This is a genomic window from Rhodococcus sp. NPDC054953 (genome assembly GCF_053609225.1).
On sequence record NZ_JBSGXD010000005.1, the window covers coordinates 128,482 to 149,448 of the forward strand.

Sequence of the window (20,967 nt, forward strand, 5' to 3'; positions counted from 1 at the left end):
ACCACAAAACGGCCCCTGCCACCACCGGGGGGCGGGGCTTTTTGCTTGCTGGTGGCCTTGTGTGTGCTTCTCCCCCCCATGGGGGGAAGACCCCCCCACGGGCGCGAAGTCGCACCCGACGGTGGTTCGCGCGGGTGGATAGGGCAGGATGGAGAGGTCATCTATGGCTGTACCGCCGACGGTGGCCGATTCATGCTGGTCGCACCATCTGCGCGGCCGTGAGACGAGAGAGAGCCATGACCGAATCCGCCTCAACCGACACCACTGCCCGACGTGACGGCTTCAAGCGCGTCCTGTTGAAACTCGGCGGCGAGATGTTCGGTGGCGGCGAGGTCGGCCTCGACCCGGACGTGGTGCAGACCGTCGCCCGGCAGATCAAGGCCGTGGTGGAATCCGGGGTGCAGGTCGCGGTCGTGATCGGCGGCGGCAACTTCTTCCGCGGCGCCGAACTGCAGCAGCGCGGCATGGACCGGGCCCGCTCCGACTACATGGGCATGCTCGGCACCGTCATGAACTGCCTTGCGCTGCAGGACTTCCTGGAGAAGGAAGGCATCGACACTCGTGTGCAGACCGCCATCACGATGGGTCAGGTCGCCGAACCGTATCTGCCGCTGCGGGCGCGCCGTCACCTGGAGAAGGGGCGCGTCGTCATCTTCGGTGCGGGCATGGGCATGCCGTACTTCTCGACCGACACCACCGCCGCGCAGCGCGCCCTCGAGATCGGCGCGGAGGTCGTGCTGATGGCCAAGGCCGTCGACGGCGTGTACACCGCCGACCCCCGGCTCGATCCCACCGCGACGATGTACACCGAGATCAGCCACCGTGAGGTCATCGAGCGGGGCCTGAAGGTCGCCGACGCGACCGCCTTCAGCCTCTGCATGGACAACCAGATGCCGATCATGGTGTTCAACCTGCTCACCGAGGGCAACATCGCGCGCGCGGTGTCCGGTGAGAAGATCGGAACCCTGGTGAAATCGTGACCATCACACCATCCGCAGCCACCCCCGCGAGCCTGGAGGAACACCGTGATCGATGAAGCGCTCTTCGATGCCGAGGAGAAGATGGAGAAGACCGTCGCGTCGGCGAAGGACGACCTCGGCGGAATCCGCACCGGGCGGGCCAATCCCGGCATGTTCAACCGGATCGCGATCGAGTACTACGGCGCGATGACGCCGATCTCGCAGCTCGCGTCGATCACCGTTCCGGAGGCCCGGCTCGTGGTCATCAAGCCCTACGAGCAGGCCCAGCTGGGGCCGATCCAGAACGCGATCCGGAACTCGGACCTCGGCGTCAACCCGACCGACGACGGCACCCTGATCCGGGTGTCGGTGCCGCAGCTGACGGAGGAACGCCGCCGCGAGCTCGTTAAGCAGTCGAAGGCCAAGGGCGAGGACGCGAAGGTCGCGATCCGCAACGTGCGGCGCAAGGCGATGGACGAGCTGAACCGCATCCAGAAGGACGGCGAGGCAGGCGAGGACGAGGTGGCCCGCGCCGAGAAGGAGCTCGACAAGACCACGGCGAAGTACGTCGGGCACATCGACGAGCTGGTCAAGCACAAGGAAGCCGAATTGATGGAGGTCTAGGCGGTGCCCACCGACAGTCCCACCGGCGCCGCGCGCCACGATGGGACGGATGGTCCCCATCCGGACGGCATGACCACCGCCGTCGCCTCCAAGGCCGGCCGAAACCTGCCCGCCGCGATCGCGGTGGGGGCGGGTCTCGGCGCCCTCGTGATCGCCTCGCTGCTGTTCGTGCCCATGGTGTGGTTCGGCATCGTCGCCGCGGCGATGGCGATCGCCACCTGGGAGGTGGCGAAGCGGCTGCGGGAGAGCGACGTCTCCGTCCCCCTGATCCCGCTGCTGCTCGGCGGCCAGGCGACGATCTGGCTCGGCTGGCCGTACGGGACGACCGGGGTGCTCGCCGGGTTCGCCGGCACCGTCCTGGTGTGCATGGTGTGGCGGCTGCTGGCGCAGGGGCTGCGGTCCGCGCCGCGAAACTATCTGCGGGACACCGCGATCACCACGTTCGTCGCGGCCTGGATCCCGCTGCTCGCGGCGTTCGCAACCCTGATGGTCACCCACGAGGGCGGCAACAGGTGGGTGTTCGTGTTCATGATTGGTGTCGTCTGTTCGGACGTCGGCGGCTACACCGCGGGCGTCCTGTTCGGCAAGCATCCGATGGTGCCCGCGATCAGCCCGAAGAAGTCCTGGGAGGGCCTCGGCGGGTCGCTGCTGTTCGCGATCATCGGCTCGCTCGCGACCGTCACCCTCATCCTCGACGCGAACCCGTTCATCGGCGTGCTGCTCGGCGTCGTGCTGGTGCTCACCGGCACCCTCGGCGACCTGATCGAGTCGCAGGTCAAACGGGACCTCGGCATCAAGGACATGGGCACCCTGCTGCCCGGGCACGGCGGCATCATGGACCGGCTCGACTCGTTGTTGCCGTCGGCGTTCGTGACCTGGCTGGTGCTCACGGCGCTGCTGTGACCCGGCGCAGGCCGCCGCACGGGCGGCCGATCCCGAGCCCGAACATCTGGCACTGGCCGCGGATCTACGAGGTGGAGAACCGCGCCCAGGACGCGGACGGCGCGATCTTCGCGGAACTGCGCCGGGTCGCGGACTGGGCCGGTCGCGACCTCGTCGATGTCGGCTGCGGAACCGGGTTCCACCTGCCGACATTCGCGGCGGCCGCAGGCAGCGTCACCGGGGTCGAGCCGCACCCGCCGCTGGTTGCGGCGGCGCGGGCGCGCACCGACTCGCTGGCCGGGGTCCGGGTGCTGGCGGGGACCGCGGAGGCGCTGCCGCTCGCGGACCGCAGCGTCGACGTCGTGCACGCGCGCACCGCGTACTTCTTCGGACCTGGCTGCGGGCCCGGCATCGCCGAGGCGATGCGGGTGCTGCGCCCCGGTGGCGTCCTCGCCGTCGTCGACCTGGACGCCACCGCCCCCGGCTACGGGGACTGGATGCGCGCCGACCTGCCGCACTACGACCCGGCCGTCGTCGAGGCGTTCTTCGCGGCGCAGGGCTTCGACCTCGTTCGGGTGCCGACCCGGTGGGAGTTCGAGGACCGCCGCGCGCTGCGGGCCGTCCTCGGGATCGAGTTCGGCGAGAAGATCGCGGATCTGGCGTTCGCCCAGACCCCCGGACTGGCGCTGGACGTGCGGTACCGGATCCACACCCGACGGGCTCCGCGGGGCCTGCTCGGCGGCTGACCGGTCGTTAGCCCGACGTCGACCGCTTCGCGAGGCGGCGGATCTGCATGATCCGCACCCCGCCGGCCAACGCCATGATCAGCGCGCCGGCGATCGCGGCAAGCAACAGGCTGACGCCAAGCGGGAGCGAGAACTCCCACCAGAACAGGTTCCACGTCACCGAGTCGAGGTTCTGCAGGATGAACACCAGCAGCAGGATCAGCACCAGCGTCCCGATGACCAGGCCGGTCCAGGTGGCGGCCGCCTTGGTGTGACCGAGGCGGGGGTGCCCGGGTGGGGTGTCGGCGGTCCCGGACGCCGCCGGGTGCGGTCCGGGCTCCGGGGCCGGGACCGCCGGTGTCGGGCCGGGCGGCTGGTCCGCACGGTCGGCAGGGTCCGAGTCGTCGCGGTGCGGTCCGTCGGTGGGGGACATGGACCGATCATCATGCACCGGATGTGTGATTGCACGCGCATCCCGCTCGGGAAGTTCGCATGTCGCCCCGGCCGATGGAACACTGGGGACACTATGGCCGTTTCCCTGCCCCTCGTGTTCGACGCTCCCCGCCGCGGCATGCCGCCCACCCACCTGGCCGATCTCGACGCCGACGGCCGCAAGTCCGCCGTCAAGGACCTCGGGTTGCCGGGCTTCCGCGCCGATCAGCTCGCCCGCCAGTACTACGCCCGGCTCGAGGCCGACCCGGAGCGGATGACCGATCTGCCCGCCGCGGTCCGGGAGGCGGTCGCGGAGCGGCTGTTCCCGACCCTGCTCACCCCGGTCAAGCACGTCGCGTGCGACGACGGAACCACCAGGAAGACGCTGTGGAAGGCGCATGACGGCACGCTGCTCGAATCGGTGCTGATGCGCTACCCCGACCGGGCGACGCTGTGCATCTCCAGCCAGGCGGGGTGCGGCATGGCCTGCCCGTTCTGTGCGACCGGGCAGGGCGGCCTTGATCGGAACCTGTCGACCGCGGAGATCGTCGACCAGGTGCGGGCGGCGGCAGCCGCGATGCGGGACGGGGACATCGAGGGCGGGCCCGGTCGGCTGTCGAACATCGTGTTCATGGGGATGGGGGAGCCCCTCGCCAACTACAAGCGGGTGGTCGCCGCGGTCCGCCGGATCACCTCGCCCGCCCCGGACGGCCTCGGCATCTCGCAGCGTGCCGTCACCGTCTCGACGGTCGGGTTGGCGCCCGCAATCCGCAAGCTCGCCGACGAGAACATGTCGGTGCGACTGGCGGTGTCGCTGCACACCCCCGACGACGAGCTCCGCGACACCCTGGTCCCGGTCAACAACCGGTGGTCCGTCGCCGAGGTCCTCGACGCCGCCCGGTACTACGCCGACCGGAGCGGGCGCCGGGTGTCGATCGAATACGCGCTGATCAAGAACGTCAACGACCAGGCGTGGCGGGCGGACATGCTCGGCAAGAAGCTGCACAAGGCGCTTGGCCCGCTGGTGCACGTAAACCTGATCCCGCTGAACCCGACCCCGGGCAGCGAGTGGGACGCGGCTCCGAAGGACGTCGAACGCGAGTTCGTGCGCCGCGTCATCGCGCAGGGCGTGTCCTGCACGGTCCGCGACACCCGCGGCCAGGAGATCGCCGCCGCCTGCGGGCAGCTGGCCGCCGAGAACTGAGCGCCACCCACGACAACGGCCGCGCGGCTCCTTCCGGAGCGGCGCGGCCGTTGTCGTGGACGGGTGGCTACCGCGGCTTGCGGCGACGGATGATGTCGCGAACGAGCAGGAACACCATGCCGGCGGCGAGGCCGACGAGCCACAGGTCCTCGACCCGGCCCTCGTGGTTGCCGACCGTGTAGAGCAGCAGGAACGCGGCGAAGAACCAGCCGAGGAAGCGGAACAGTCGCGGCGCCTCACCGCTCCAGCCCCATTCCGCAGAGGGCACCTCGGCGGTGTCGACTTTGCTGGTGACGATGGGCTCGCTGGCGGCCACGGCCGATCCTCCTGCTCGTGCGGGTATGCGGATTGCTCGCATATCGTGGCATACGACCCGACGTCGTAGCGAGCGGGGTGGACATGTGGGAGGGGCGTTTCGGATGACCGTCACAGCTACCGGACGGGTGATGGTCACCGATGCCGGTGTCCCGAAGCGGCACGGTGAGGCCGTGGTGGCGCGGCGAGCCGACGGCCGATGACGATCCTCGTCACCGGCGCCACCGGCAGCGTCGGACGTCTCGTTATCGACCACCTCGTCGACCGGGGTGCGACCGGTGTCCGCGCGCTGACCACCAACCCTGAGCGGGCGGCACTGCCGCCCGGCGTCGAGGTGGCCCTGGGCTACCTGCGCCGACCCGAGACGATGCCACGAGCGCTTGAGGGGGTGCGGAAGATGTATCTCGCGCCGGCGCCCGAGACGGTGCGCACTGTGGTTGCCATGGCCAGGGACGCGGGAGTCGAGCACATTGTCGACCTGTCCGGTGAACCCGAATCGTGGTGGGGAGCGGTCACCCTCGCCGTCGAGGCATCGGGGATCGAGTGGACCCATCTGTGGGCGGGGGAGTTCCTCGAGAACGACCTGGTGTGGGCGGACCAGATCCGCCGCACCGGCGTGGTCCTCGACCCGTATCCCGAGGTGGTCAGCGCCCCCATTGCGATGGACGACATTGCCAGGGTCGCCGCGACCGTGCTCCTTGGTGAGGGGCACGCGGGCCGGACCTACCGGCTCACCGGCCCGACGGCGATCTCGCGCGGGCAGCGGATCCAGGATCTCGGCGCCGCGATCGGTCGGCCGGTGTCCTTCCTGCGGGTGACCCCCGCCGAGGCCGTGACCGTGCTGCGGCCGGTGATGGGGGACAACGCCGCCTTCTACATCGATGAGGCCATCGCCTCGATGGTGGGTGCGCCGCAGGCCGCGACGACCACGGTCGCCGACGTGACCGGGCAGCCCGCGACGAGCCACGCCGCGTGGGCGGCCGCGCACGCCGACCACTTCCGCTGACCGCCGGGCTGTCAGGTTGCTCTCAGGTCGCATCGGGAACAATGGACGGGTGGCAGAACCTACGCGCGTGCTCCTGCTCGGCAGCACCGGCTCCATCGGCACCCAGGCCCTCGAGGTCATCGCCGCGAACCCCGACAAGTTCACCGTCGTCGGCCTGGCCGCGGGCGGTGGCAACATCGACCTGCTCGCCGACCAGATCCGCGCCACCGGCGTCACCCGGGTCGCGGTCGCCGACCCCGCAGCCGCCGCCCGGCTCGACCTGCCCGGCGTGCTCGCCGGCCCGGGCGCCGTCACCGAACTGGTCCGCACCACCGAGGCGGACGTCGTGCTCAACGCCCTCGTCGGGTCGCTCGGCCTCGAACCGACCCTTGCCGCACTCGCATCCGGCGCGCGGCTCGCGCTGGCGAACAAGGAGTCCCTGGTCGCGGGCGGACCGCTGGTCACCGCCGCGGCCGCGCCCGGCCAGATCGTGCCGGTCGACTCCGAACACTCGGCGCTCGCCCAGTGCCTGCGGGGTGGTCGCGCCGACGAGGTGGACCGCCTGATCCTCACCGCGTCCGGCGGCCCGTTCCGCGGCTGGACCGCGGACGCGCTCGAGGACGTCACCCCCGAGCAGGCTGGCGCCCACCCCACCTGGTCGATGGGCCCGATGAACACCCTCAACTCGGCGTCGCTGGTGAACAAGGGCCTCGAACTGATCGAGACGCACCTGCTGTTCGGCATCGACTACGACCGCATCGACGTCACCGTGCACCCGCAGTCGGTCGTGCACTCGATGGTCACCTTCACCGACGGGTCCACGCTCGCCCAGGCCAGCCCGCCGGACATGAAGCTGCCGATCGCCCTCGCGCTGGGCTGGCCGGACCGGGTGCCCGGCGCGGCCACCGCCTGCGACTTCCGGACCGCGTCGACGTGGACGTTCGAACCGCTCGACGGCGCCGTCTTCCCGGCCGTCGACCTGGCGCGGGCGGCGGGGAAGGCGGGCGGATGCATGACCGCGGTCTACAACGCGGCCAACGAGGTCGCCGCCCAGTACTTCCTCGACGGTGCGGCCGCCTTCCCGTCGATCGTGCGGACCGTGGAGCGGGTGCTGGCGGGCGGCGGCCAGTGGTCGGCGGCACCGGCTACCGTGGATGACGTGCTCGCGGCGGATGCCTGGGCAAGGGCACGCGCCCACGAACTCGTCGAGCGGAAGGGCTGACAACCGGCATGTTGATCATCGGCGTGATCCTGTTCGCGCTCGGCATCACCGTTTCGATCGCGCTGCACGAGGCCGGTCACATGTGGACCGCCCGCAAGCTGGGCATGAAGGTCCGCCGGTACTACATCGGCTTCGGACCGAAGATCTTCTCGTTCCGCCGCGGCGAGACCGAGTACGGGCTCAAGGCGATCCCCGCCGGCGGCTTTTGCGACATCGCGGGCATGACCGTGCACGACGAGCTCGCCCCCGACGAGGTCGACCGGGCGATGTACAAGCAGAAGACGTGGAAGCGTCTCGTCGTGATGTCCGGCGGCATCGTGATGAACTTCGCGCTCGGCCTGCTGCTGATCTTCCTGCTCGCGGTGGGCTGGGGGCTGCCGAACCGGGACGACCGCGCGGTGGTCGACGCGCTGGTATGCGTGTCGCCGTCACAGGCCCCGAAGGAGCAGGACTACGCGCTGGCCGACTGCTCCGGCGTCGGTCCAGCGGAGGCGGCCGGGATCGAGCAGGGCGACGTCATCGTCGCGGTCAACGGCACGCCGACGCCGACGTTCTCCGACGTCGTGACCGCGACGCAGCCGGTGACCGGGACCGCGGAATTCACCGTCGAGCGGGGCGGCGAAACGCTGACCGTCGACGTGCCGGTGACGCAGGCGCAGCGGTGGGTCAATAACCGGGATTCGACGCCGGAGAACCCGCTGCCCCCGGTGTCGAAGGAGGTCGGCGCGATCGGCATCGCCGCGCCGCCTGCGTGGGTGGAGTACTCGGCGGTGACCGCGGTCCCCGCGACGTTCGTCTACACCGGGGACCTGTTCGTGCAGAGCGTGCAGGGGCTGATCCAGATGCCGTCGAAGGTGGCCGACCTGTGGACGGCGGTCACCGGCGGCGAGCGGGCGATCGACACCCCGGTCAGCGTGGTCGGCGCCTCGGTGATCGGTGGGCAGGCCGCCGAACGCGGCCTGTGGGAGATGTTCATCGTGCTGCTCGCGTCGCTGAACTTCTTCCTCGGCATCTTCAACCTGCTGCCGCTGCTTCCGTTGGACGGCGGGCACATGGCCGTCGCCGTCTACGAGAAGATCCGCAACAGCCTGCGGATGCGTCGGGGCCTGCCCGCGGGTGGGCCGGTCGACTACATGAAGCTGATGCCGCTGACGTACGTGGTGATCGCGATCGGCGGAGCGTTCATGCTGCTCACGCTCACCGCGGACATCATCAACCCGATCAAGATTTTCTAGCCCGACTAGACTTCCCTGGTACCGCAAAAACGAAAGTAGGCAACCGTGACCAGCCCCGTCGGTTTGGGCATGCCCGACGTCCCCGCAGTCCTCGCCCCGCGTCGCACGACCCGGCAGTTGATGGTCGGGGGTGTCGGAGTCGGCAGCGACCATCCCGTGTCGGTGCAGTCGATGTGCACCACCAAGACGCACGACGTGAACGCCACCCTGCAGCAGATCGCCGAACTGACGGCATCCGGCTGCGACATCGTCCGTGTCGCCTGCCCCCGGCAGGAGGACGCGGATGCGCTCGCGACGATCGCGAAGAAGAGCCAGATCCCGGTGATCGCGGACATCCACTTCCAGCCGCGGTACATCTTCGCCGCGATCGACGCCGGCTGCGCAGCGGTCCGCGTCAATCCCGGCAACATCAAGGAGTTCGACGGCCGCGTCAAGGAGGTCGCGAAGGCGGCCGGGGACGCGGGCATCCCGATCCGGATCGGCGTCAATGCCGGCTCCCTCGACCCGCGGCTGATGCAGAAGTACGGCAAGGCCACCCCGGAGGCCCTCGTCGAGTCCGCGCTGTGGGAGGCGGGCCTGTTCGAGGAGCACGGCTTCGGCGACATCAAGATCTCCGTCAAGCACAACGACCCGGTCGTGATGGTCGAGGCGTACCGGCAGCTCGCCGCGCAGTGCGACTACCCGCTGCACCTCGGTGTCACCGAGGCCGGTCCCGCCTTCCAGGGCACCATCAAGTCGGCGGTCGCGTTCGGCGCGCTGCTGTCCGAGGGCATCGGCGACACGATCCGGGTGTCGCTGTCGGCGCCGCCCGCCGAGGAAATCAAGGTCGGCACGCAGATCCTGCAGTCGCTGAACCTGCGTCCCCGCAAGCTGGAGATCGTGTCCTGCCCGTCCTGTGGGCGGGCCCAGGTGGACGTGTACACCCTCGCGAACGAGGTGACCGCGGGCCTCGAGGGCATGGAGGTTCCGCTGCGCGTCGCGGTGATGGGCTGCGTCGTCAACGGTCCCGGCGAGGCCCGCGAGGCGGATCTCGGCGTCGCGTCCGGCAACGGCAAGGGGCAGATCTTCGTCAAGGGTCAGGTCATCAAGACCGTCCCGGAGGCGCAGATTGTGGAGACCCTGATCGAGGAGGCAATGCGCATCGCCGAGGAGATGGGCAACGATTCGGAATCGGGAACGCCGGTCGTCACCGTCAGCTGACCGCGGACCGTATCCTGTCGGCACGCCCACCGCGTGGGTGATTCAAGTGTCCGATTCGTTCGACGAGACCCGGGGGTGACGGGGTGCTCAAACTCCTCGGCGCCAGGCAACTCGGCGCGCGGGACCGCGCCGACGTGCTCCGGGTGCTCGACGCCGACCCCGTCGCGACGTGCATGGTCGCCGCCCGGGTGCAGGACCTCGGTGTCGAACCGCGTTCGATCAACGGGGAACTGTGGAGTCGCGGCGGGCCCGACGAGTCGCTGTGCTTCTCCGGCGCGAACCTCGTCCCGCTGCGCGGCACCATCGGCGATCTGCGCGCCTTCGCGGACCGGGCGTGCCGGTTCCCGCGCATGTGCTCCTCGCTGGTCGGGCGGGCCGAACTGACGATGCCGCTGTGGGAGATGCTCGAATCCGACTGGGGCCCGGCCCGGGAGGTCCGTGCCGACCAGCCGCTGCTCGCGCTCGCCGCGCGGCCACTCGTCGAACCCGATCCGCAGGTTCGCCTGGTCAGGATGGACGAGCTCGACGCCTACCTCGTCGCCGCCGTCGACATGTTCATCGAGGAGGTCGGTGTCGACCCGCGCGCCGGTGACGGGGGCCGCGGATACCGGCGCCGCGTCGCCGGGCTCATCGCCGCGGGCCGCGCGTTCGCCCGCTTCGAGAACGGCGCCGTGCTGTTCAAGGCGGAGATCGGGTCCGCGTCCCGCCAGGTGGGCCAGATCCAGGGAGTGTGGGTGCACCCCGAACACCGCTGTCGTGGCCTCGGCGCCGCGGGTACCGCCGCGGTCGCCGCCGCCGTCGTCGACGGCGGCCGCACCGCCAGCCTGTACGTCAACAGCTTCAACGCCCCGGCCCGTCGCGCATACGAGCGGATCGGCTTCACCCAGGTGGCCACCTTCTCGACCATCCTCCTCGACTAGCCTGCCCTCGGTCGGCTCTGCCGCCGTGCGTGCCGAGCACCCCGGTCGGGGTACACATCGCGCACGGTCGTTGGGCCGAATGCGTGCGCGGCGCACCTACTATGGGCGTCGATGAAGTCACGTGTCGCCCACCGCGCCCGCACCCCGTTCGTCCTCGCGCTCGCCGGGGCGCTCACCGTCGGGCTCGCCGCGTGTACCCCGAAGCCCGACGGGCCCGAACCGGCGGCCCAGCAGTTCGTGACCGCGCTCGCCGGGCGGGAGACTGCCGCAGCGGCCGCGCTGTCCGACCGGCCCGACGTCGCGCAGCAGGCGCTGGACTCGGCGTGGGACAACCTGCAGGCCGAGTCGATGACCGCGACGCTCGGCGACGTCCGGGTCGCCGGCGACACCGCGACCGTCGGCTACACCTACGAGTGGCACCTTCCGAAGAACCGGGTCTGGACCTACAGCGGTGACCTGCAGATGGGCAGGAAGGATGGGGACTGGGCGGTGCGGTGGAATTCGACCGACCTGCACCCGAAACTCGGTGACACCCACACGATGTCGCTGCGCGCGATACCGGCCCCCCGGGCCAGGGTCAACGAACGGTCCGGAACCGACGTGCTGGTGCCCGGCACCATCGAACGGATCAAGCTGGACGCGCGGAAGGCGGGCGACCTGGGGTCCGTCGCAGGCGCGCTCGCGAGGATCCTGGCGCCGTTCGTCCCGTCCCTGACCGCGCAGTCGATCGCCGAGTCGGCGTCCAGCGTCAAGGGCACCTATCTGGTCGCGAGCCTGCGCGAGGAGGACTACGAGACGGTCGCCGCGTCCCTGACCGAACTGCCGGGGGTCACGGTCGACGAGGAGGCCGACCTGCTGTCCACCGACCGCGACTTCGCGCCCGACCTGATCGGCCAGGTCAAGAAGCGGGTCATCGACGAGGTGGACGGCACCGCCGGGTGGAGCGTCGTGACCGTCAACCAGAACGGCGTCGACACCGACGTGCTGACGGACACCAAACCCCAACCGGCCCCGTCGTTCTCGGTCAGCCTCGACCGCCCGATCCAGGTCGCCGCACAGAACGCGGTCGACGCCCGCACCGAGCAGGCGATGATGGTGGTGATCCAGCCGTCCACCGGGGCGATCCTCGCCGTCGCGCAGAACAAGGCCGCCGACCGGGACGGCCCCGTCGCGTCCACCGGCATGTACCCACCCGGCTCGACGTTCAAGATCATCACCGCTGGCGCGGCGATCGACACCGGCCTCGCGACCCCCGGCACCATGGTCGGCTGCCCGGGCCGGATCGTGATCGGGGAACGATCGGTGCCGAACTACAACGAGTTCGCGCTCGGCACCGTGTCGATGAGCACCGCGTTCGCGCGGTCCTGCAACACCACCTTCGCGAAACTGGCCAGCGAGATGGAGCCGGACACGCTGACCAGGGCGGCAGCGCAGTTCGGCATCGGCGTCGACTACGACGTCCCCGGTTTACCCACCGATGCGGGCTCGGTGCCCCCCGCCGACGACCTGGTGCAGCGCACCGAGGACGGGTTCGGTCAGGGCAAGGTGCTGGTCAGCCCGTTCGGGATGGCCTTGGCCGCCGCGACCGTCGCGAACGGCTCGACACCGGTGCCACATCTGATCGTCGGCGACGAGACCACCGTCGACGGCGAGCGCACCCCGATCACGCCGCAGATGGTCGACGGGCTGCGCGGCATGATGCGCGAGGTGGTCACCTCGGGCACCGCGACCCGGATCGCGGGGGAGGGCGACGTCTACGGCAAGACCGGGGAGGCCGAGGTGGATGGCGGTTCCCACGCGTGGTTCGTCGGCTACCGCGGCGATCTCGCGTTTGCGACGCTCGTGGTCCGCGGTGGCAGCTCCGACAACGCGGTCGCGGTCACCAACGACATGTTCGCCGCGCTGCCCGCGGGGTACTGAGCGGGCGCTACCCGGACACGGGTGCCGCGGCGGCGCCGCGGTGGTCGCGCACGACGGGTTCCGGCTGGGGGGTGCGGTGGTCCCGCACGACCGGTTCGGGTTCCGTGGGGCCGACCAGGACCCCGCCGCCGGGCTCCCCGCCCGGACCGCGGTGATCACGCACCTCCGGTTCCGGGTCGACCACGGTAGGCCCCGGATCCAGGACGCCGTGCGGTGTCGTCACCCGCGGGTCGCTCGGGCAGACCTCCGCGCGCGCCATGCCCGGGTCGTGCGGCGGCATCGGGCACGCGTCCGCGGGATCCGTTGCTCCACCGTCCGGGACGCCGGGGTGCATCGGAGCGGTGAGCGTCGGGTCGAGGTCGGGGACAGCGGCCGCCGACGCGACGCCGGTCAGGCCGAGCGTCAGTCCCGCCGACGCGGCGAGCACGGTGATGATGGTTCGGGCGGTGCGGGAACGGCTCATGAGGGACTCCCTGTGGGTGTTGTGGTCGAGTGCCCCATTAGCGTCCCGCGCGGCGGCTGGCGCGGACACCCACCCCGGGTGGTGGAAGATCCCACCCGCCCTGCGCGAGCGGTCCGGGTCAGGAGTAGATGACGGCGCGGACTACCCGCAGGCTCCGGCGGTCGAGGTAGCAGCACAGCAGGGCGGGCGCGCCGTCGGCGGTGCAGGACGCGGTGACGGCATCGCCGGCGGCAATCACCTTCGTCAGGTTGGTGACGGTGCGGCCGCCGAGGGTGCGCGCGGCGCCGGTGTCGCCCCGCCCCGCGGCCTCGACGAGGTGCCGGACGGCCTGCTTGCCGCGGTCACCGACGCTGCGGACCGCGGCGCCGAACGCGAGCGTCCCGCCGACGCCCTGGTGCCGCAGCATCCGCCCCGCCATCGAAAGGCCGACCCGCACCTTCGCGGGGTCAACGCCCGCGACCTGCGCGAACATCGGGGCCGCCGCCCAGTGCGCGGCGATCCGACGGATTCGGGGTTCGCCGTCGTCGAGGGTGGTCTCGTACAGCAGATGCATCGGCGCCTTCGCGACGACGCCGCCACCGAGCCGGGTCTCGATGGTGACGTCGCGGACCACCGTCATCCCGTCGACGATGTCGTCGCGTTCGACGTGGAAGCGAATGTCGTTGGGAGCGATGAAGGTGTCCCAGAAGCGGGCGAGGGGCTGGCCGCCGCGGCGGCGGCTGCGCCGGTCGTAGAGGCCGCCGAGGACGGGCCTGCCCCCGACCGGGTCCTCGACCACGTGCGACCGCGCGAACAGGCCGAGCCACGCATCCCTGTCGTGGTCGGCGACCGCGGCGGGGGAGGCGTGCGCGAGCGCGAGCAGGGCGGCGGGATCGGCGAGCATGGGCACACCTCGGGGTCGGTGAGGGCTGTGGGCACCGCGGAGTATGCCAGAGTTCTGGAACGTGTTCTAGAAGTCAGTTGGTGGGGCCGTGCGGGTGCGCCGGATCGTCCCCGAGGTACTCCGGGTGCAGTTCGCCCTTGACGCCGAGCTTCTTGTTGACCAGGACGTTCACGAACCACAACACCACCCCGATCGCCAGCAGCGCCCCGGCGATCGCGTACTGGTCGGGGTTGCGGTCGGTCAGCGGGGTTGCCAGGAACGCGCAGCTGAGCGCGCCGACCACCGGAAGCACGGTGGGTGCCCGGAAGTGCTTGTGGTCGACCGGGTTCCGCCGCAGCACCAGGACCGCGACGTTGACGATGGTGAACACGCAGAGCAGCAGCAGAGCGGTGGTGCCGCCGAGCTGGGGCACCTCGCCGACAAACGTGATCAGGCCGAGGGCCAACAGGGTGGTGAAGCCGATCGCGATGTACGGGGTGCGCCGGGACCGGTGCACCCGGCCCAGCTGTGGTGGCAGCACGTGCTGCCTGCTCATCCCGTACAGCAGCCGGCTCGCCATCAGCATGTTGATCAGCGCGGTGTTCGCTACCGCGAACATCGTGATGAACGCGAAGATCCCGATCGGGAACCCGGGCGCCCCGGCCTGCACCACCTTCAGCAGCGGGGTGTCGCCCTCGCCGAGCTCGGCCGCAGGCACCAGCGCGATCGCGGTCACCGACACCAGCACGTAGACCAGGCCGGTGAACAGCAGACCGATCAGCAGCACCTTCGGAAAGATCCGGCTCGGATCCTTGCATTCCTCGGCCATGTTCACCGAGTCCTCGAATCCGACCATCGCGTAGAAGGCCAGCGTGGTCGCCGCGATCACCCCGCCGAGCGCGGTGCGATCCCCGGTGTCGAACGTCATCGCGCGGGAGAAGTCGCCGTCGCCGACGCCGAGCGCCCACATGCCGATGAAGATGATGATCAGCAGGCCCGACAGCTCCACGCAGGTGAGCACCACGTTCACCTTCACCGATTCGCCGACGCCGCGGAAGTTGACCGCCGCGACGATCAGCATGAAGGCGATGCCGAGCAGGGTGATCCCGATGCCGGTGCGCAGGTCGAGGTCGAAGGCCTCGGCGAAGTTCGCGGCGAACGCGCGGGACGCGGTCGCCGCCGACGTGATCCCCGAACACATCACCGCGAACGTGACCATGAACGTCAGGAATTGGATGCCGAACGCCTTGTGCGTGTACAGCGCGGCCCCGGCGGCCTGCGGATACTTGGTGACCAGCTCCAGGTAGCTGAACGCGGTGATCAGCGCGACCCCGAACGCGACGAGGAAGGGCAACCACACCACGCCGCCGACATCCTTGGCCACCTGCCCGGTCAGGGCGTAGATGCCGGTGCCGAGGATATCGCCGACGATGAACAGCAGCAGCAGCCACGGTCCCATCACCCGTCTGAGCGTCGGTTCCTGTCCGGTGTCGGCCGGTGTGGTCATGACGCCTCCTTGAGTGGAATCGCCTTCGGGCCTAGGGCAGCAGGCCGAGCCGCCGCGCGCTCACCACCGCTTCGTGCCGGGAGTGCGCGTCCAGCTTGCCCATCGCGCTGCGCAGGTAGCTCTTGACCGTCTCCGCCCCCAGCGAGAGTCGATGCGCGACTTCGTTGTTCGTGCAACCCAAGGCGATGTGGGCGAGGACGTCGAGTTCCCGCGGCGACAGGGCGACGGCGCCCGGGTCGGCGCCTGCGGAGAGCAGCCCGGCGAGCTTGTCCGCGACCGCACGCAGCCGCCGCCGCAGCGCGTCGTCGGGGACGTCCGTGGCCAGGCTCCGCAGGTCCGCGTTGGCGTCCCGGATGCCCTCGGACACCGCCGCGTCGACGCCACCCGCCGCCGCGTCGCGGGTGCCGAGCAGACGCAGCCTGCGGTCCACCTCGTCGCGGATCGTGATCTCCGCGGCGAGTCGGCGCCCGGACAGTGTCAGCACCTCGGCGGTCCGGTCACCGATCGGTGTCGACTCCCGGATCGCCGCGTACAGCACGGCCCGGGACACGCCGTCGACGACGACCGGCACGGCGAGCACCGACCGCAGCCCCTCGCCGAGGACCGGGCCGTCGAAGTGGTGGGTGATGCTGCGGGCGATGCGGTAGTCGGGGACCGATGCGGGACGGCGTTGGTGGGCGGCGCGGCCGCCGAGACCGGATGTGGACGGCACGGTCAGGCCCCTTAGCCCGTTCGTCCGGGTGCCGAGGAACTCGGTGAGCAGCAGGTTGCCGTCGTGAACCTCGCCGCCGAACAGCACGGGAACACCCGTCAGGCCCGCCGCATGACGCAGCTCGGCGCGCAGCGCGTCGCCGTCCCTGGGACGTAGGAGGGGGCTCGGCATCGGCATCGGTGGCTACCCCTTTCCGGGGGTGGTGAACGGCTCCTGTGAGCTAGATCATAAGGCCAGTGACGTGGTCGGCGTCACGCCCGGAACGGAAGTGGGAGGAACCACCGATGAACGACACCGCGACCCGCGTTGGTGCGCTGCTGGCCCGATACGACACCGCCGACGCCTGCGCGGCCGAGCTGCTGTGCGACCGGCACCCGGCCGACGCCGTCGCGTTCACCGTGATCGACGCGGACCTGTCCTCGCGGGACCTCACCTACGGCGAGCTGCGCGACGAGTCGACGCGGTTCGCCGCCGCGCTCGCCGACCTGGGGGTCGAGGCGGGCCACTGCGTCGCCACCCTGATGGGCAAGTCCGCCGAACTCGTCGTCGCGCTCCTCGGCATCTGGCGCCGCGGCGCCGTCCACGTGCCGCTGTTCACCGCGTTCGCCCCGCCCGCGATCGCGTTCCGGCTGACCTCGGCGGGCGCGCGGGTCGTGGTCGCGGACCGGGACCAGCTGGGCAAGCTCGCGCCGGGCGACGACATCCCCGCCGACGCCCCGTGGACGACGGTCGTCGCGGCGGGAGACCCGGAGTCCGACGCGCAGCTGCGGCTCACCGACCTGCTCGCCGCGCACACCGCGGACGACCCGAAGGGCGCGGCCGTCGCGGTCGGGGGCGCGGCGCCGCTGGTGCAGCTGTTCACCTCCGGCACCACCGGAACGCCGAAGGGGGTGCCGGTCCCGGTGCGCGCGCTGGCCTCGTTCCACGGCTACCTCGAGTTCGGCCTCGACGTGCGTCCCGACGATGTCTTCTGGAACGCCGCCGACCCGGGCTGGGCGTACGGCCTGTACTACGCGCTGCTCGGCCCGATGGCGGCCGGGACCCGCAGCCTGCTGCTGCACGCCGGATTCTCGGCGGCGCTGACCTGGCAGGTGATCGAGCGCTTCGGGGTCACCAACTTTGCCGCCGCGCCCACCGTGTACCGCAGCCTGCGCGCCGACACCGGGCCGGTCCCCGACGGCCTGACGCTGCGGCGCGCGTCGTCGGCGGGGGAGCCGCTGACCCCCGACGTCGTCGCCTGGTCGCGGTCCACCCTCGGCTGCGAGGTGCGCGATCACTACGGGCAGACCGAGCACGGCATGTTCATCGTCAACGCCTGGGCCGACGGCCTGCGTGAGCAGGTTCCGGCCGGGTCGATGGGGCGGGCGCTGCCGGGCTGGTCGTGCGCGGTGCTGCGCGACGACGCCGACGAGGTGGCGCCGCCGCGGACCGCGGGCCGGGTCGCGATCGACACCCGTCGCTCGCCGCTGATGTGGTTCGCCGGCTACGTCGACGCCCCGGAGAAGACCAGGCAGCGGTTCACCGCGGACGGCCGCTGGTACATCACCGGGGACGCGGGCAGCACCGACGAGGACGGGCACTTTTTCTTCTCCTCCCGCGATGACGACGTGATCATCATGGCCGGCTACCGGATCGGCCCGTTCGACGTCGAGTCCGTCCTGGTGATGCACGAGCACGTCGTCGAGGCCGCCGTCGTCGGCATGCCCGATGAGCTGCGCGGTGAGGTGCTTGAGGCGTTCGTTGTGCTCCGGGACGGGGTGGATGGCACCGACGACCTCGAGGCCGAGCTGCAGCAGCTGGTGAAGAAGAAGTTCGCGGCGCACGCCTATCCGCGGACCGTGCACTTCGTGCCGTCGCTGCCGAAGACCCCCAGCGGCAAGGTACAGCGGTACATCCTGCGGCTGCGCCCGTGAGTCCTTTTGGCCCCCAGCGGGACCAGAAGGACTCACGGGTGCGTCAGCGCCTGCGGAGGCGGCCGACGACCAGCAGCGCGAGCAGGGTGACCGCGAGCAGCAGCGTGGTGTTCGCGGCGGCCTGGAACACCTGGCCGCGGTCGGTGAGCCCGAAGATGGTCACCGGCAGCGTCTTCCACGTCGCCGGGTACACCATCACGGTGGCCCCGAGCTCACCCATCGACAGCGCGATGGACAGCCCGGCGGCGGCGCCGATCGCGGGCAGCAGCAGCGGCAGCGTCACCCGCAGCAGCACCCGGACCGGTCCGGCGCCGAGCGACTCGGCGGCCTGCCGGTAGGCGGGGTCCATCCGGTCCAGCGCGGCGGAGACAGAGCTGAACGCGAACGCCAACACCAGCACCGTGTGCGCGAGAATCACGATCCACTTGGTGCCGCCGAGCAACAGCGGCCGCGAGTTGAACGCGATCAGCAGGCCGAGGCCGATCGCCACCGACGGCACCGCGATCGGCAGGTGGAACACGGCGTCGGTGAGCTTCCGCAGCCAGGCCGGCGCCTCCCGTGCCGCGAGCGCCGCCCACGTCCCGACCCCGAGCGCGAGGGCGCCCGCGATGAACGCCGTCTGCAGGCTCACCGCCAGGCTCGCCAGGTTGTCGTCCGACAGGGCGGCGGCGAAGTGCTTGCCGCCCAGGTCCGACGGCAGCGGCCCGGTCCAAGACCCGGCGAGGCCCGCCGCGATGACCGTCGCGATCGGGGCAACGAAGACCACCGCGACCACCAGCCCGAACACGGTCAGCGTGAGTGCCCTAGCGCGCGTTGTCCACAGCAGCACGGCTGCCTCCCATCGGTCGGTTGAACAGGACCCGGTAGCCGACGTACAGCGCGATCGACAGCGCCACCTGCACCGTCGCGATGACCGCGGCGCCGGGCAGGTCGAAGGTCACGATGCCGCGGGTGTAGATCAGCACCGGCAGCGTCACCACGTCCTTCGCCCCGGTGAACAGCACGATGCCGAACTCGTTGAGCGTCAACAGCAGGACCAGTGATCCACCGGACATCAGCGCCGGCCACGCCTCCGGCATCACCACCGTCCGCAGCACCCGGGCCGGTGACGCGCCGAGGCTGGCGGCGACGTCGAGCTGCTCGCGCGGCAGCTGGGTGAACGCGGCGAGCAGCGGCCGCACGACGAACGGGGTGAAGAAGGTGATCTCGGCGGCGATGACGCCGAGCGGGGTCGCGAGGAAGTTCAACGGCCCCTGCTCGGCGCCGGTGATCCGGGTGATCAGGGCGTTGACCGCGCCCGCGGTGCCGTACAGGAACGTGAACGCGAGGGTGATCAGGAACGACGGCAGCGACAGCACCGTGTCGATCAGCCTGCCCACCACCTTCGACCCGGGAAACGGGACGAACGCGAGGACCAGCGCAAGGAACGTGCCAAGCACCATCGCGCCGAGCGTCGACAGCGCCGCGATCTGCACGGTGCGCCACAACGCGTTCCGGAACAGCTCCGACCCCAGCACCTCGGTCCAGGTGGACCAGCCGCGGCCGTCGTCGGTGACGGTGGACTCGGCAAGCACCCGGGCCATCGGGTAGACGGCGAACCCGAGCACCAGCAGCAGCGGCGGCAGCGCCAACAGGGTCGGTGCCCATCGGCGCGGTTCGGGCCGCACCGGGATCGGGTCCGACACCGGGCGGTCCAGGAGCGCGGTCACGACACCGGTCCCGGGGCCGGGACCAGCACCGCGCTCAGGTCGGGGAAGCTCACCCCGACCGGGCTGCCGATCGGTCGACCGTCGTGTCCGGTGACGTCCACGTCGACCGGATGCCCGGGCAGCCCGTCGAGGGTGACGGTGAGGCGGGTGGTTGCGCCGCGCCAGACGCTCCCGGTGACGGTCCCGGCCAGCGCACCCCGCTCGCCGGGGGACACCAGGGTCACCGCGTGCGGCCGGATGCACAGCAGGGCGGCGGAATCGGCGGCCTCCCAGTCGGCGGCACCGGCCGGTGTCGCCGGCGCCTGGGCGGTGACCGGAACACCGGCCAGCGACACCAGGGCGGATCCGCCGATCACCCGGGTCACCGCGGCTGGCAGCAGGTTCGCCCCGCCGAGGAACGCGGCGGTGAAACTGCTCGGGGGCCGCTTCCACAGGTTCTCGGTGGTGTCCACGTCCACCAGTCGGGCGTCGCGCATCACGGCGATCCGGTCGGCGAGCGCGAGCGCCTCGGACTGGTCGTGGGTGACGTAGAGCATCGCGGTGTCCGGCAAGGCCGCCCGCAGCTGCTGCAGTTCGGTGAGCATCGACTGCCGCAGCTGCGCGTCGAGCGCGGCGAGCGGCTCGTCCAGCAGCAGCACCTTCGGGCGGATCGCGAGCGCCCTGGCGATCGCCACCCGCTGCTGTTGCCCGCCGGACAGTTCGCGGGGAAAACGCTTGCCGTAGGCCGACATTCCGACCATTTCGAGGGCGTCCGCGACCCGGCCGCCGATTTCGGACCGCGGCACGCGCTGCGAGCGCAGGCCGAACGCGACGTTCTCCGCGACCCGCATGTGCGGGAACAGCGCGTAGGACTGGACGACGACGCCGATCCCGCGCCGGGCCGGGGGCAGGTCGGTCACGTCGACGTCGCCGAGGCGGACGGTGCCCGACACCGGGCGGTTGAACCCGGCGAGCGCCTTGAGCGCGGTCGACTTGCCGGACCCGCTCGGCCCGAGCAGGGCGACGGTCTCGCCCGGCGCCACGCGCAGGTTGAAGTCGATCAACGCCCGGGTGGCGCCGCGTCCCCGCCCGTAGGCCACGTTGACGCGGTCGAAGGTGATCGCAGGGTGGGTGGCGCCGCGGGTGCCACGGTCGGTGCCGGTGTCCGTGGCGCGCCACCGGGTGTTGATCCTGTTCAT

21 protein-coding genes are annotated in these 20,967 nt (G+C 71.0%); 12 read left to right on the forward strand and 9 right to left on the reverse strand.

Annotation, left to right across the window (positions count from 1 at the left end):
• Positions 1 to 236 precede the first annotated feature (236 nt).
• The 4 genes from pyrH (at position 237) to ACWF62_RS05730 (ending at position 3,211) form a co-directional block, all read left to right on the forward strand.
• Entirely contained in the window at positions 237 to 980 is a 744-nt protein-coding gene (gene pyrH, locus ACWF62_RS05715) for a UMP kinase (protein WP_378506643.1), read from the forward strand.
• Positions 981 to 1,025: 45 nt separating this feature from the next.
• The gene (gene frr, locus ACWF62_RS05720; protein WP_378506644.1) at positions 1,026 to 1,583 is read left to right on the forward strand and encodes a ribosome recycling factor; all 558 of its coding nucleotides are present in this window, start codon (positions 1,026 to 1,028) and stop codon (positions 1,581 to 1,583) included.
• A 69-nt stretch (positions 1,584 to 1,652) separates the two neighbouring features.
• The gene (locus tag ACWF62_RS05725; protein ID WP_378506645.1) at positions 1,653 to 2,486 is read left to right on the forward strand and encodes a phosphatidate cytidylyltransferase; all 834 of its coding nucleotides are present in this window, start codon (positions 1,653 to 1,655) and stop codon (positions 2,484 to 2,486) included.
• A complete protein-coding gene (locus ACWF62_RS05730) occupies positions 2,483 to 3,211 on the forward strand; it encodes a class I SAM-dependent methyltransferase (RefSeq protein ID WP_378569943.1) in 729 nt (242 codons plus the stop codon). Before ACWF62_RS05725 ends, ACWF62_RS05730 begins: the two co-directional genes overlap by 4 nt.
• 7 nt (positions 3,212 to 3,218) lie before the next feature.
• Here ACWF62_RS05730 and ACWF62_RS05735 read toward each other — a convergent pair whose 3' ends face one another.
• The gene (locus tag ACWF62_RS05735) at positions 3,219 to 3,623 is read right to left on the reverse strand and encodes a lipopolysaccharide assembly protein LapA domain-containing protein (RefSeq protein WP_378506647.1); all 405 of its coding nucleotides are present in this window, start codon (positions 3,621 to 3,623) and stop codon (positions 3,219 to 3,221) included.
• A gap of 93 nt (positions 3,624 to 3,716) precedes the next feature.
• Here ACWF62_RS05735 and rlmN point away from each other — a divergent pair, with 93 nt between their 5' ends.
• A complete protein-coding gene (gene rlmN / locus ACWF62_RS05740; protein WP_452629588.1) occupies positions 3,717 to 4,826 on the forward strand; it encodes a 23S rRNA (adenine(2503)-C(2))-methyltransferase RlmN in 1,110 nt (369 codons plus the stop codon).
• A gap of 67 nt (positions 4,827 to 4,893) precedes the next feature.
• Here rlmN and ACWF62_RS05745 read toward each other — a convergent pair whose 3' ends face one another.
• Positions 4,894 to 5,142 (reverse strand): DUF2631 domain-containing protein, encoded by a 249-nt coding sequence (locus tag ACWF62_RS05745; protein WP_378506649.1) that lies wholly within the window; start codon positions 5,140 to 5,142, stop codon positions 4,894 to 4,896.
• 198 nt (positions 5,143 to 5,340) lie between these two features.
• On the opposite strand from ACWF62_RS05745, the gene ACWF62_RS05750 reads away from it, so the two are divergent.
• The 6 genes from ACWF62_RS05750 to ACWF62_RS05775 all read left to right on the forward strand — a co-directional run bounded on the left by ACWF62_RS05750 (position 5,341) and on the right by ACWF62_RS05775 (position 12,623).
• Positions 5,341 to 6,147: an NAD(P)H-binding protein gene (locus tag ACWF62_RS05750; protein WP_452629589.1), complete on the forward strand. Its 807-nt coding sequence runs from the start codon at positions 5,341 to 5,343 to the stop codon at positions 6,145 to 6,147.
• 49 nt (positions 6,148 to 6,196) lie between these two features.
• Complete coding sequence (dxr, locus tag ACWF62_RS05755; RefSeq protein WP_452629590.1) at positions 6,197 to 7,348, forward strand: 1-deoxy-D-xylulose-5-phosphate reductoisomerase; 1,152 nt, start codon at positions 6,197 to 6,199, stop codon at positions 7,346 to 7,348.
• Positions 7,349 to 7,356: 8 nt separating this feature from the next.
• Positions 7,357 to 8,583, forward strand: a complete 1,227-nt coding sequence (locus ACWF62_RS05760) for a M50 family metallopeptidase (protein ID WP_452629591.1) — start codon at positions 7,357 to 7,359, stop codon at positions 8,581 to 8,583.
• A gap of 45 nt (positions 8,584 to 8,628) precedes the next feature.
• Positions 8,629 to 9,783 (forward strand): flavodoxin-dependent (E)-4-hydroxy-3-methylbut-2-enyl-diphosphate synthase, encoded by a 1,155-nt coding sequence (gene ispG, locus ACWF62_RS05765; RefSeq protein ID WP_378506653.1) that lies wholly within the window; start codon positions 8,629 to 8,631, stop codon positions 9,781 to 9,783.
• A gap of 83 nt (positions 9,784 to 9,866) precedes the next feature.
• Positions 9,867 to 10,703 carry a GNAT family N-acetyltransferase gene (locus ACWF62_RS05770; protein ID WP_378506654.1) on the forward strand — a complete coding sequence of 279 codons (837 nt, stop codon included), beginning with the start codon at positions 9,867 to 9,869 and terminating at the stop codon, positions 10,701 to 10,703.
• Positions 10,704 to 10,814: 111 nt separating this feature from the next.
• On the forward strand, positions 10,815 to 12,623 hold the full coding sequence (locus ACWF62_RS05775) for a penicillin-binding transpeptidase domain-containing protein (RefSeq protein WP_452629592.1): 1,809 nt from the start codon (positions 10,815 to 10,817) through the stop codon (positions 12,621 to 12,623).
• A 7-nt stretch (positions 12,624 to 12,630) separates the two neighbouring features.
• On the opposite strand, the gene ACWF62_RS05780 is transcribed toward ACWF62_RS05775, so the two are convergent.
• From ACWF62_RS05780 to ACWF62_RS05795, 4 genes are all read right to left on the reverse strand, one after another.
• Positions 12,631 to 13,086, reverse strand: coding sequence for a hypothetical protein (locus ACWF62_RS05780; protein WP_378506656.1), 456 nt, complete (start codon positions 13,084 to 13,086; stop codon positions 12,631 to 12,633).
• A gap of 118 nt (positions 13,087 to 13,204) precedes the next feature.
• Positions 13,205 to 13,969, reverse strand: a complete 765-nt coding sequence (locus tag ACWF62_RS05785) for a nuclear transport factor 2 family protein (RefSeq protein ID WP_452629593.1) — start codon at positions 13,967 to 13,969, stop codon at positions 13,205 to 13,207.
• A gap of 73 nt (positions 13,970 to 14,042) precedes the next feature.
• Entirely contained in the window at positions 14,043 to 15,455 is a 1,413-nt protein-coding gene (locus ACWF62_RS05790) for an APC family permease (RefSeq protein WP_378506658.1), read from the reverse strand.
• A gap of 31 nt (positions 15,456 to 15,486) precedes the next feature.
• A complete protein-coding gene (locus ACWF62_RS05795; protein ID WP_378506659.1) occupies positions 15,487 to 16,344 on the reverse strand; it encodes a LuxR C-terminal-related transcriptional regulator in 858 nt (285 codons plus the stop codon).
• A 107-nt stretch (positions 16,345 to 16,451) separates the two neighbouring features.
• Here ACWF62_RS05795 and ACWF62_RS05800 point away from each other — a divergent pair, with 107 nt between their 5' ends.
• Entirely contained in the window at positions 16,452 to 18,080 is a 1,629-nt protein-coding gene (locus tag ACWF62_RS05800) for an AMP-binding protein (RefSeq protein WP_452629594.1), read from the forward strand.
• 43 nt (positions 18,081 to 18,123) lie between these two features.
• Here the strand turns inward: ACWF62_RS05800 and ACWF62_RS05805 are convergent, their stop codons facing one another.
• The 3 genes from ACWF62_RS05805 to ACWF62_RS05815 are packed head-to-tail and all read right to left on the reverse strand — an operon-like array spanning position 18,124 to position 20,967.
• The gene (locus ACWF62_RS05805) at positions 18,124 to 18,909 is read right to left on the reverse strand and encodes an ABC transporter permease (protein ID WP_378506661.1); all 786 of its coding nucleotides are present in this window, start codon (positions 18,907 to 18,909) and stop codon (positions 18,124 to 18,126) included.
• Entirely contained in the window at positions 18,884 to 19,789 is a 906-nt protein-coding gene (locus ACWF62_RS05810) for a 2-aminoethylphosphonate ABC transporter permease subunit (RefSeq protein ID WP_378506662.1), read from the reverse strand. The genes ACWF62_RS05805 and ACWF62_RS05810 overlap by 26 nt, the downstream gene beginning before the upstream one ends.
• Positions 19,786 to 20,967 carry an ABC transporter ATP-binding protein gene (locus tag ACWF62_RS05815; protein WP_378506663.1) on the reverse strand — a complete coding sequence of 394 codons (1,182 nt, stop codon included), beginning with the start codon at positions 20,965 to 20,967 and terminating at the stop codon, positions 19,786 to 19,788. The genes ACWF62_RS05810 and ACWF62_RS05815 overlap by 4 nt, the downstream gene beginning before the upstream one ends.